The 13,148-nt window shown below is 32.6% G+C and carries 11 protein-coding genes; 7 read left to right on the top strand and 4 right to left on the bottom strand.

All coding sequences use genetic code 11. From position 1 onward, the window contains the following. Positions 1–85: 85 nt before the first annotated feature. The 4 genes from Z053_RS0109240 to Z053_RS0109225 form a co-directional block, all read right to left on the bottom strand. Positions 86–1,000: a tetratricopeptide repeat protein gene (locus Z053_RS0109240; RefSeq protein ID WP_025664742.1), complete on the bottom strand. Its 915-nt coding sequence runs from the start codon at positions 998–1,000 to the stop codon at positions 86–88. A gap of 283 nt (positions 1,001–1,283) precedes the next feature. After that, positions 1,284–3,380: a M12 family metallo-peptidase gene (locus tag Z053_RS30000; RefSeq protein ID WP_025664741.1), complete on the bottom strand. Its 2,097-nt coding sequence runs from the start codon at positions 3,378–3,380 to the stop codon at positions 1,284–1,286. Positions 3,381–3,587: 207 nt separating this feature from the next. Then, entirely contained in the window at positions 3,588–4,424 is an 837-nt protein-coding gene (locus tag Z053_RS0109230) for a DUF5694 domain-containing protein (protein WP_035095613.1), read from the bottom strand. Positions 4,425–4,587: 163 nt separating this feature from the next. Beyond that, the gene (locus tag Z053_RS0109225) at positions 4,588–5,883 is read right to left on the bottom strand and encodes a hypothetical protein (RefSeq protein WP_025664739.1); all 1,296 of its coding nucleotides are present in this window, start codon (positions 5,881–5,883) and stop codon (positions 4,588–4,590) included. 202 nt (positions 5,884–6,085) lie between these two features. Between Z053_RS0109225 and Z053_RS0109220 the strand changes: the two genes are divergently transcribed. The 7 genes from Z053_RS0109220 (at position 6,086) to Z053_RS0109190 (ending at position 12,944) form a co-directional block, all read left to right on the top strand. Then, complete coding sequence (locus Z053_RS0109220) at positions 6,086–7,129, top strand: sensor histidine kinase (protein WP_051476013.1); 1,044 nt, start codon at positions 6,086–6,088, stop codon at positions 7,127–7,129. Beyond that, positions 7,126–7,836: a LytR/AlgR family response regulator transcription factor gene (locus Z053_RS0109215; RefSeq protein ID WP_025664737.1), complete on the top strand. Its 711-nt coding sequence runs from the start codon at positions 7,126–7,128 to the stop codon at positions 7,834–7,836. Before Z053_RS0109220 ends, Z053_RS0109215 begins: the two co-directional genes overlap by 4 nt. A 356-nt stretch (positions 7,837–8,192) precedes the next feature. Next, positions 8,193–8,882 carry a DUF2490 domain-containing protein gene (locus tag Z053_RS0109210; protein WP_025664736.1) on the top strand — a complete coding sequence of 230 codons (690 nt, stop codon included), beginning with the start codon at positions 8,193–8,195 and terminating at the stop codon, positions 8,880–8,882. Beyond that, positions 8,882–9,454, top strand: a complete 573-nt coding sequence (locus tag Z053_RS0109205) for a cysteine hydrolase family protein (protein ID WP_025664735.1) — start codon at positions 8,882–8,884, stop codon at positions 9,452–9,454. Before Z053_RS0109210 ends, Z053_RS0109205 begins: the two co-directional genes overlap by 1 nt. A gap of 16 nt (positions 9,455–9,470) precedes the next feature. Further along, on the top strand, positions 9,471–10,172 hold the full coding sequence (locus Z053_RS0109200; RefSeq protein ID WP_025664734.1) for a hypothetical protein: 702 nt from the start codon (positions 9,471–9,473) through the stop codon (positions 10,170–10,172). 362 nt (positions 10,173–10,534) lie between these two features. Next, positions 10,535–11,191, top strand: a complete 657-nt coding sequence (locus tag Z053_RS0109195; RefSeq protein ID WP_025664733.1) for a hypothetical protein — start codon at positions 10,535–10,537, stop codon at positions 11,189–11,191. 502 nt (positions 11,192–11,693) lie between these two features. Then, positions 11,694–12,944 (top strand): hypothetical protein, encoded by a 1,251-nt coding sequence (locus tag Z053_RS0109190; protein WP_025664732.1) that lies wholly within the window; start codon positions 11,694–11,696, stop codon positions 12,942–12,944. The last annotated feature ends 204 nt before the right edge of the window (positions 12,945–13,148 follow it).

Here is a 13,148-nt window from a genome sequence, read left to right as displayed (position 1 = left end):
TATATCATAAAGAGGCTGAATCCTAAGTTAAAAACAAAGAATTCAGCCTCTTTTATTATTCATGATAGTCATGGTAACAATAACGTTACAAACTATCTTTTATCTTTTGTAACTCTGGATGATTTTGATCGATATTTGCTCCTTTTAAATAAAACTTTTCTGCATTTTCTTTATCACCGTTATCTAAGCAATAACGGCTCAAAATAGCAAAGTTTACTGCTGATTCTTCTATTTGGATACAATCCTTCATAATTTCTATTGCTTTTTCCAGGTTCCCTCTACTGGCAAGTATACCACTATATCCTCGCATTCCGTTAGTATATTCTGGATCTACTAGATAAGATAATTGAAAAAAAGCTTCACCCCTATCTAAATAGTCATTGGTTGCCTGCGAAATCATTCCTATGTTATTGTACGGATTAGGGTTTGTATAATCTGCTTGTATTGCCTTACAAAAATTTTGGACAGCTGCATCAAAGTTACCTTCACCAAAAAAACTATTTCCTTCTTGTTTTAATTGTTCTGAAAGTTGACGGTTAGTTTCACTTTTGATAATCTTTAAAGCTTCAAAATTATCGGCAATTGTGGTAAGTATAACATTATCTTTTTCTACATTAAGTACCACAATCGACATCTGATCAAATTCTCTGGTATTCATTGTATTCAAAAACAAAACACCTTCGTGTTCACTAAAAGGGCCTTTTTCTGCTCCTTCTCCGATATACGCAAACGGAATTAATCCATTATCATCCCAAAACCAAAATGAAGATACATCTTCTTTAAGAAGTTCATCTTGCCCATCTACCCAGATAATATCTAATGAACCTGGATTATATCCACAAAGTTCACAGGTGTGAGTAGATAGCTGATACCTCAGCGTTTTACTCATAGACAGATAATCAAAAACAAAAATTGGAATCTCTCCCTCTAATTTTGAAGAAACATTGCAACCCGAAAGGTTAATCTGATGTGCCCCAATATGCTCACGTATCGTTTTCATTTTATATTTTATTTTAAGGTTAAATGATATCTCTTTATGTAATTGTATTGCAAATTATTTTTTACCAATCTGGAGTTCCTGTTAATCCTTCAACTTTTACTTTTACAATTGAATAGTCATCAACAAACCTATCGGTTTTTTATATTTATCACTACCCGTTTTTCAGGGGTATTTTATAATTATTCTTATTATCATATTATTTCTCGGTAAATAGATCACAAAAAAAAGGCTGCCCATATGAGCAGCCTTTAATTAGGGCCAATTTTTATTGGTATTTAAAAAATTATTTCACAAAAATCTTTTGAGTAAGTGTTTTACTATCGGTAGTAATTTGTACAAAATAGATACCGGTAGATAACTTACTAATATCTACAGTCTTTCTTACTACATTTCCTTCTGGAGGCATTTTAAAATCTATGATCTCTAATGTTCTTCCGTTTATATCTTTGATATTGATCTGAGAAGAAGATTTTGCATTACTAATTTCAAGATTTAAAAGATTTTTTGCCGGGTTAGGGAATGCTTTCAATTGCAATCCTCCTGCTGGTCCATCTCCTTTGAAAGCACTACTAAATGATCCTCCACAAGCACCTAAGTTCGTCCATCCTGTAGCAGTTCTTTCGTACAGATATCCATTATACGTTACACGGTCACCCACATTATATACAGTACCCGAAGAATATGGTGCTACTCCTGCACAAGGATCGGTTGTTGTAGTACATGGTCCTAAATTAGTCCATCCTGTAGCAGTTCTTTCATACAGAGATCCGTTATAGGTTACTCGATCACCAACACTGTAGTTAACATTTGGAGACCAAGGCGCTACACCATCACAATTACCGCCACCACTACTACAATTTCCTGTAGAATTATAGGTTGCTTGACCACAAGCAATAGTAAAATTATCTACGGTATCTCCTCCCGAAGCTTTTTTGGCTTGCCATGCAGTTCCTACTGTAGTATTTGCATTATACGAGCCTCCGGCATTAGCAGATCCCTGTAAAGAATTATTCTGGTAATACTCTAAGGTACAGTCTGTATTATTGGTAAATGTTACCGATACAGCATCTCCCGTATTACATCCACCACCATCACAAGTTTGTAAACAACTTGATCCTGCGATATAATTACGGATCACATTAGCAGGTTGTGAACCAAATCCTTTGTTGAAATTTACTCCAACACTAGTATTAGGACAATAGCTCATAATGGTTCCTCCTCCAGCAGGGTTTCCTGGTATCGAACAGCTTCCTTCTGTAAAACCGGCACAACCATCTATAGCAGTATTATTACCATTCCATACACATGCATGTGTATGTCGTGATCCTACATTATGTCCTACCTCATGAGATATTAAGAATACATCAAAAGAATAGGTAGGTATATTTTGATAACTACCTCTGATACCAGAAACTGCAGCTTTTCTAGATGAGTTACACAGGGTTCCTATTCCTCCTGCTAGTCCTCCTCCAAAACTATAATTTACCATATGTGCTAAATCTCCATTAAGGCCGTTTTGGTTTTTATAGCTGATATAGCTATCAAGACTATTATTGCTAAAAGGCTGATTAGAGGTCCAGGCTTTGGTACCCGATAATTTAAGAGATATCTGATCATTGGCATATAATGCAGCTACTTGATTAAATACAGCTTCGATATAATTAGAAGCCGCCTGAGCGCCTCCTTTATCACTTACAACATCTGTACATATGTCGAAGAATATTTTCACGCACTTTGCAGCAGCTTTGCTTTGCGGATTATCTGCCAATTCTTCAATAGTGTATCCTCCTTTTTCGATATCTTCTTCTACCTGGCAAGAAATATCATATAAATAACTAACTTCCTTATCCTTATAAAGAATATGGCTCTTACTGTTATCTACAGGTCCTACTACCATATTACCATCCTGGCCATCGATACTAATAAAACCAGATACCTTATCTTCATAAAAACTTAGAGCGACCAGAGAGTTAGACTGGCCTTTTACTACACCTCGATAGTGCGCTACGTTATCACGAGAAAGCACCTTACCCGAAGGCATATCTATAGCCGAAAAATCGTCTGTTCTAATGCTTACTTTAACAAGGTCTAGTGACATTGCTGATTTCTTCCCCGGAATACTTAAGTTCATCGTATTCGGGAAATTACCTTGTAAAGATTTCATTTTACTTTGATCTAAAGAAAGTAATACATAATCCTTAAGTTCTTTCGGAATCTGTACATTACTTTTTTTAGTAATTGCAGTAAAAATTTGAGTAGTTTCAAAACTTGAACCCGAGGATTTTTGCTGGGCTACTAGTTCACTGGGTTTTTGTGGTTGAGTTTGCGCAAAGCTCATTACCGTAAAAAAGGCAATGGCGATTGTTAATATACGTTTCATTTTTTTGGTTTTAAGATTTTGAATCTTTACTTAGTTATGATTCTGGCCCCATAAACCTTCCTCAGCAAAAATTCAAAATAGTTTGTGTGTCACTAAGTTACAAACTTAAAACCATCCCAAAAAGGTTACGAAGCATTATTTACCAATTGCGCTAACATATTATATTTTATACCTTCTTTGCTTATGGTAAACCCTTTGCGAAGTATATTATTTTTTAAAATACAGTAATTTATTAATATCATAATACTCCCAATCTGCTCTATCTTTAATAAGGTCAACCAGGATATCTTTATGGCCTGCACCATAAATAACCAAGACTCTATCCTTAGGAGTAACAATTCTGTTAAGATTAGTAAAAATCTTTAAATTTCTATAATACCATTTTGCAACCACATCGGCACCTATATAATTACCTTCTTTACCAAAAGAAACCAGGTGTTTCAAATAAAACGTTTGATTGTAGTTTTTATCAAAATCTTCAGAATTGGCAAACCTCACAATATCTAAAACAGAGCGTTTGGATATAGATTCTATACTATTTTGCATACTGCTAATCAACTTTTTAAATGCTGCCAATTGTACTTGCTGATTGTTTTGTTCGGCATAGGCTATAACAGGAGCCGTATCAAATTCTGTATGTGTATCTATAGGATACAATTTATCATGTCCCATCTGTTTTGCCAAGGGATAAGATATCTGGACAGTTTCGCTAGATAACCTCCACTTATCTTCTTTACTTATTTCTTTTTCTAATACTCCATTTAGATACTTGGTATAATAGGTCTGACTCCATAAGGTATCTCCTAACGACGATTCTATAGCAATCTTGGTGGGTTTAAACTTAGCGATCAAATCAATAAGTTCTTTTAATTCTGCCTGTCTTTTATCAGAATGAATATTACCCATATCCATATTTACTTCATCGGCTCCCGGGTTATGCAAATGCATCATACCCAAAATACTAATAACAGGTTTTTGATCCTGAGCTTTACAGGATAAACATAGAGTGAATACAGTAATAAAAATCAAAATGAGGTTACGCATAATAGTATTATTTTTTAAATTATTGAATTAAGTGTATTGTAACCAGAGTTCAACATAAGAAAATCACTATTCTCGATACAATCTTCCAGCCTGTATTGAGCTATGTCGAAGTATCAGACCACTCGAATTGACATCATTTTCTTATCTCGACCCCTGGTTTGTACTAGTTTTTGTTTGGGGTTACTCTTTTGTCGATAGGTAGAATGAGTTGATAATCATAGCCATCAATTAAACTCTTAATCTTGTGGTAATCGCCATTTATTGGTAGCGCTATTCGTCCTTCTTGGATGTCACTACGTATAGCTTCTAAATCAATGATGGTCCATTGATCCCGTTTTGCCAGGCTCATAAAATCTCGTAGACGTTTATAGTAAGAAGCGTATTTTTCTAAGTAATCAATTTCTTCTCCTTTTTCATTACTGTAATAACGGTGCCATGTGTTTATGATAGTGGCTTTACTCCCTTGTTCTTTGGCAAGTTGAGTAACCAGATCCCCCAAATCATAACAACCATTGGTTAAAATTTTTGAAGCGTGTAGATTTCCGAATTTCAGGAATACTTTAGGGTTTGATTCTGCTTGTAATGCTTTTTTATAATGTGTTAAAAAGTTATTACGCATATAGCTTATTCGATCTGCATGTGAATCTTCTCGCCAACGGGTATAAATATCCCAACTAATTTCTAAGTCTTTAATTATCTTTTTGGTATTCTCATTTCCGCGAAAGCGATTTAAATATTGTTGCACAGCAGGTTCTTTTTGAATTTCCTCAAAAAGCTTAATTTCTGCACCTGGTACATTATCTTTTGCATACCAGGAAGCAATGATTTTAGAAGCTTGTTCTTTTTCTGATTTGATGATGGCATAGTCTGGAGTATCGGCAACAAAAGTGAGTAGCTCATCCATAAAATATAATGTAGATGAAAAATACTCCTGATCAAGCCCCCAGATGTTCATATTACGCTCGCGAATTGCCTGAAGAAAATAAGCGTCTTCGAGACCATCAAAGAAAGGGATCGGAATCTCATGATCTTCTTCGAGAGCATATCGTGTGGTAAACTGCTTAAGGTTCTCTACTGTAGCCGATGGCGGTGTAGAAAGGTCCACCAATTTTTTTGCCGAGTACGGACCTACTTCGAAGGCGGTGTGATTAAATCCCGCTTCGTGTAACATGGGAATGAGTTTTGTAATCAATTGCGAGGTAGCTTTTGATCCGTGGCGTTCTCCAAACATCACAAACTGTGATTTAGAAATAATACGCTCTAGCATTGCGCGGCCTTCTCCAACAATAGCAGTATCTGCAACTGTAAAATACGCTGTCTTTGTAGCGATATATGATGCATCTATAACGGGTGCCGGACTTGTTTTTTCTTCTTTGATTGCAACAGCATCTACTGGCTCCTCTTTACAAGAAAAAAATAGTAATAGTATAATGGTACCAAGTGTAATAAGTGATTTCATTGTTTTTCGATTTTAAAGCAAAAAAAGGCGATACTGGCATAACAGATCGCAGGTTTACACTTCTACAGAGATTTACCGGACAAAAGAGGGGTAACAGCACTATTTGATATTTGGTTGTATGGTTTACCGGTTTGGTATAAAAAAAAAGGGCATTGTAACCAGAAACGTATAGATTACCTATTCAAAATACTATTTTTGAATCATGATCGTATTTAAATACCGTTGGAGATACCATATACTGCTTGGCATACTAATTATTATAATGGATATCTATGGAGATTATATCTACAAGCAGAAAACGAGTTGGGCAGACTATTTTGAGTACCCAATATTCTTATTCGGTATCACAATGTACATTACTTTTTTTAGCATTTATGTGATTAATTATAAAGTATTATGCCCTCTTATGCTTTCGCGAAAACGTATTATACAATACTGCTTTGGCGTAGTTCTATTGGTGTTTCTATATGCAGGCATTCGTTATTTGTTAGAAGAAGTGATACTTTATTCTATTACGGGACTACATAATTATGGAGACAACTTTCGCCATTTTGGGTATTACGTATTCGACAACTCATACTATGCCTCAAAAAGTTTGTTGTTTAGTACGGCCATATATCTTTTCTTTCGGTTTGTAGATCATAAAGAAGCAATCCATCAATTAAAAATCGAAAACAAAAAGGCCGAATTAAGATTGCTTAAATCACAATTGGGACCGCATTTTCTTTTTAATACGCTTAACAGCTTTTACTCGGAACTACTTATAGAAAGTCAGCCAAAAATTGCAGCAGATATTCACAGACTTTCAGATTTGTTGCGATTTGTGACTTATGAAACTCAGCAGGATAAAATACTCTTAAAAAAGGATCTTAAGTTTATTGCAGATTATATTTACTTTTTTCAAAAACGCTATGAAGATAATCTGGCAGTAGATTACCAGGTAAATGGTACTATAACAGATCAAGAAATACCTGCCATGTTATTGATTCATTTTATAGAGAATGTTTTTAAGCATGGGATTGTTAATGATACCTCTGCCAGGGCAAATATTACCATTACTATCCTCCCTAATGCTATTGAAATCAGCACTAAAAATAAAATTGCTACTTCAGAAAAATATGTGGAGCAAGGAATAGGATATGCAAGTATTCATAAGAGGTTAACTACTCTTTTCAAAAATGATTTCATATTATACCGTAAAGAAGAAAAGCCTTATTTTGAGGCCTATTTAAAAATACCATTATGAATACATCATTACGTTGTCTTATTGTAGATGATGAACCGCCTGCGATACGTTTGTTAGAAAATTATGTAGAAAAAGTATCTTTTTTGGAGTGTATTGCTAGTACCACAAAGGCTCTGGAAGCTCTAAAACATATCGAAAGTGATGCTATTGATTTAGTATTTCTGGATATTCAGATGCCAGATTTATCTGGTATTCAATTATCAAAAATCATCAAAGATAAAGTACAGATTATTTTTACTACAGCCTATCCGCAATTTGCCATAGAAGGATATGACCTAAATGCTGTGGACTATTTATTAAAACCTTTCGAATTTGATCGTTTTTACCAGGCTGTTCTCAAGGTGAAACAAAAAGAAGGATTATCTCATACTACTACAGCTACAAAAGAATACGTATTTATCAAGACAGATGGTAAAAACAATTATGAAAAAGTGTATCTAGACGATATCCTGTATATAGAAGGATTAAAAAACTATGTCGCGATTCATTTATTAAACAAACAGATTATTACCTATAGTACTTTAAAACATATAGAAAGTACTCTCCCTTCTACTACCTTTATTAAGGTTCATAAATCATACATCGTTTCGATTAATCACATCATCAAGACAGATTCTCTTCATGTTTATATTTATGATAAGACACTGCCTATAAGCGATACCTATCGCAAAGCCTTTTTTGAAATGATTAGCAAAAGAAAGTTGTAAGATATATTAGTTTAACGTGAATTCGATGTAAGGATTTAGTTTTTAAAAGCCGTCAAATTGAGTGCTTCGACCATAGGAAGAAGTGTATCGAGCCCTTTGATACACTCAGAATGACAAGGATTTGGGATAAAAAAGCTATTCTCGATAGTCCTGCTGAGCTTTCCGAAGTACAATTTTTCTTCGTTTCACTATGAAAAACCACTCGAATTGACGCTTTTTATAGTATTAGTTTTAAAATACACAACAGGTAAAGGATATTTGTTTATTTTAAATTTGTGCTAGTTTTCACATTAAATTAGATTTTCAACAGAATTACTTTATTAATTTTGGAAAAAACTCAAAACGTATTCTACATTATGAACACAAAGATCTTATTTCTCTTTCTATTACTATTTGCAACATTTAATTTTTCTAATGCCCAGGATAACGGCGAAAATGAGTTGGGAGCCTGGTACATGTATTTTGGGACAAATCGTGTAAGTGATAAACTTAGTATTCATTCTGAAGCGCAGTTTCGGTTTTATGAAGTAGCTTCAAGTTTTAATCAATTACTATTAAGAACAGGGTTAAATTATCATATTAGCGATAAAGCAATAGCTACCTTGGGATATGGTTTTATTAGCACCGATGGTACATTTGAAGATACTCCTGGTGAAGAAAACACAAATGAACATCGAATCTTCGAGCAGTTTATTTTGAAGAATACTGTAGGAAAATTTAAATTCGAACATCGATACCGTCTCGAGCAACGATTTATAAGCACACAGAATGATGATTTTACCGAGCATAGAGCACGATATCGTTTACAACTCACCTATCCTATTAATCAAAAATGGTTTCTAAATGTCTATGACGAAGTATTTATTAATCTACAAGAGCCTATTTTTGGTCAAAACAGATTATATGGTGCCGTAGGGTATAATGTAAAATCTAATTTTAGTATACAACTGGGATATCTCAAAAATCATTTTACCGGTGTTAATTATGATCGATTACAGTTAGGCGTGATTTATAATACTGACTTTAGAAAAAAAGAAAAAAACTAATGCGTATTTCAAAAGATAATACTCCGGCATTATTATTAATAGATATTCAGAAAGGGTTTGAAGATATTGCTTATTGGGGTGGAGAGCGTAACAACCTTGATGCCGAAACCAATATGGAAAAGCTCCTGGTATTTTGGAGAACGCATAATCTTCCGGTATTTCATATCAAGCACTGCTCTACTACTCCTGCTTCTCCCCTGGCCAAAGGTAATATAGGTAATGAATTTATGGATTTTAATACTCCGCTAACCCATGAACCTATTATCGAAAAGGATGTGAATAGTGCTTTTATAGGAACCGATCTTAAAGAACAATTAGAGCACAAGAATATAGATACTCTGGTTATTATAGGGTTAACTACAGATCATTGTGTATCTACCACAACCAGAATGGCAGGTAATTTTGGGTTTAACACCTATTTGATAGAAGATGCTGTTGCTACTTTTAATAAGATAGGCGTTAACGGGCAAGAGTATAGTGCACAATTAATACATGATACGGCCATAGCAAGTCTAAAAGATGAATTTGCTACAATTGTATCTACAGAAACACTTCTTAATACTCTAAGTTAAGCCAAAAACCTGGGTGATGTCTAAACACAATTATGAAAATAAGCTTGCAGTATTACAAGCGATCCCGCATGCTAATATTAAGATTGCCAATATTCCCATAGACGTATACCTTCAGGAAGCTGAAGATCTATATCTATGGGTACAGGAGGATAAAGAGGATTTTCTTAACATCAACTTTGATTGGCAACATTATGTAGATGATCTCACAAAACGTACAGGGGCGTTACGATATGCACAATCCTTATGGATAAGAAGAAAAAACGGCCAGGAAGAATCCCAAAAAGAATGGAAACAAAAGCTCCCTATAGCTTATGAATTGCGCAAAGAGCTATTAGCCGGTTTTAGGTATACATTTCGTAATCATAAAGAACTTATAAGTACTATTAGAGATATTGCTAAAGGAAAAAGCTATGCAGATTTGATACAGGATCTTAGTAGTCTTAGTGTTTTGGGGAAAGCTAATGTCGCTAAGCTAAAAAGCATAAATTTTGATATACAGAAATTAGATCATGCCGAACAGCTTTCTAAAGAGATGGCACAACTACTCGCCCAGGTAAATAGTGCCATAAAACAAAGTGGTGAGGTTGTAAAAACAAGGAACCAGTCGTATACGCATTTAAAAGAAGCTGTAGACGAAATACGTAATGCCGGCAAGTATATTTTTAAAAGCAATCCAGATCGATTTAAAGGGTACATTAGCACATACAGAAAATCTTAACATACTATTATTATTGGTCCCCGCGCTTGATACAATAATCCCCATAATACATTTTGGAACCACCATATATAAATAAATGACCACCATACAAGATACAAAAACCAACATTATGGTGATTACAAAATATCATGTGATTTTTATTAAATATATATTGGTGGTTATAAAATGATCTATGGTGAATTCAAAATATATAAGTGCAATATAAATTTTTGATTAAAGCAAAATGGTTGGTGTATGGTTATATATACTATTTTTATTTTTGAAATTTGGTGATATCTTTATTGTACGATACATACAAATATTTACAAACAGGTATATGTGTACTATTAATTATATAACATTGTTCTCATCAATTAAAATCAATGAATACAAGGAAAAAACATATTGATTGGCTAAATCATGGCTTAGAATTCATAGTAGTAATATTTGGAATTCTTATAGCTTTTCAGTTAAACAAATGCTCTGCAGAAAACCAGCAAGAGAAAACAATTTCTATTCACTTAGAACAAATAAAAAAGGAAACAGAAATCAACAAAAGATTTCTTGAATCCGCATTAAAACTAAGTGAATCGAATTTGGCTAAAATTGATACTGTATTTGTTCTAATAAATCAAAAAGAAGATTATAACAGAATAAACCAATTATCTATTGAGCTTCTTAATTTAAGTGGGGCATATTTTAGAAAAAATGCCTTTCAAAACCTTGTAGAATCAGGCGATATAAGATTTATCAAAAACTTTGACACAAAGCAAAAAATAATCGATTTGTATGAATACTATAAGTGGGTTGAATCATTCGATGAAATTTCGAGAAGCCTTTACATGCAAGATTACTACCCATATTTAAAAAACAACTTTGACCTTGTCGATGGGAAAAGACAAGACGAAGAGATTTATAAATCAAAATTATTCAAAAACATATTGGCTTCCTACAGTCAAACAAGTCAAAATAAAACCCAAAAATATAGAGATTGCATTAATGTAATAGAAAAATATTTAAAACATGATAAAGAAAACTAATGAGAGCACTATATAACAAATCCCGATAGCACGGATTTGTAATCCGTGAAACATACTAAAATATCAAAACAGTCACTTATAATGTGACTGTTTTTTTGTTATAATACATTCACAATAATCCAATTATAGATACGATTGTTTTAAATTTATTTTGAAGTTTTAGATATTTCGTAATGTCTTTACTGTATAATACATACAAATATTTACAAACGATTATAAATAAGTACAAACAGGTATATATGTACTATTGCATATATAACGTTGTTGGAAATACTTAAAGAGTATGATGATTTAGATTAATCACTCCCTTGCATAGTGTGGAAGGAGAAATTTAATTAGATCTTATTCATGCCAATTTTTCCCAAAAAGTAAATTCATCACATACAAGTTTATATTAATTATCAAAAAAATAATTCCTTGTTTAGTTTTTCTAATAAGCAAACTGTAACATTTACAATGCTAATCGATCTTTACAACAACAATAATCTTTTAAATATAAAAAATGAGAAAATCTTTATTTTTTGTAATCTTATTACTTATCGGTTTTACCGTAAAAATATCATTTGCGCAAAATAACTCATCTATTGACTCGATTATTCAGTTAAACAAGTATACTTTTAAAATTGTAAACAATGAACTAGTTGGAAGTGGTAAAGACTTCCTTATAAATGAAGCTAAAAATTCTCAATTCTTCATGATTGGTGAATTACATGGAAATAAAGAAACACCAAAATTTACTTCTGCAATTCTTAAATTATTAAAGCCTGAAGGGTACAACAATTTTGCTGTTGAAATTGGTCCTTTTAGTAAGAAAAAATTACTCTCTATTATTGAACAAAAAAATGGTGTTGATTCTTTGTCAAAATTTTACAAAAAATACAATTCAAATGGTTTAACTAATCCTATTCCCTTTTTTGATGGAATTGATGAAGTTAGAATGTTAGAAGTTGCTTTAACCAATGATTATAATATTTGGGGAATCGATCAAGAGTTTGTTTATGCAGCTTCCTTTTTATTTGATGATATCTTTAATAAGATTAACAAATCAAAAAATAATTCTGAAGACTATGAAAATCTCTATAAAAAAACTCAAATTTCTCTAATAAAACATCTTACAACGAAATCAAAATCTAAATTTAATCTTCTTTTAAAGGATAAGAATATTTGTGAATTTATTTCTGAATCAAAAGGGATAGATAAAGAGATAACTACCCTATTGATAGAATTAGAAAAAAGCTGGAAAATATATGCTTATGGAAATGGTCCGACAAAGCAATATTTTGAAAGTAATAATTCCAGAGCAATTATGATGAAACATTACTTTTTCGACTATTACAAAAAAGCTTTATTAAAGGAGTCAAATCCTAAAATGATTTTAAAAATGGGTAGTATGCATACTACTTATGGGAAAAACCCATTAACTATTTATGACATTGGAAATACCTTATATGAATTAGCAATATTAAATAATTCTAAAAGTTTCAATCTTGCTCTTGCCGGCAGATACTATATTAGAAGTAGTGGTGAAAAAATTGACCGATTGAAGTATGTTCCAGAATATAAAAAATTATTTGAACATCAGAAAGAAAATATGTGGACCCTCTTAGACTTAAGACCTCTTAAAAAGGCCATTTACAATGGGAAAATTAAAATAGACAATAAGAAATTTAAGAATCTGCTTTTCAGATACGATTCTATTCTCATGAAAACTCTTACAGCAGCTACAGACGATATTAGAGACTATAAAAAATAGATTTAGTAACTAATATCACTTACTGAAAACAAAAGTGACTCAAATTAAATTGAAATTTCAAAAAGCAAGATAATAGGTGTTTTTAAAACCATTGCCAACAACGTGTATAATTAATTGCTTCTGAATTATTTGCCGAAAATTCATTCTTAATTAATTACCTTTCCACTACGATGGAAAATGATTTACATCCTTTTCTGTAACTAA

The organism is Aquimarina megaterium XH134 (assembly GCF_000520975.1).
GTDB classification, from domain to species: domain Bacteria; phylum Bacteroidota; class Bacteroidia; order Flavobacteriales; family Flavobacteriaceae; genus Aquimarina; species Aquimarina megaterium.
This window is presented reverse-complemented; position numbering and strand designations above follow the sequence as displayed.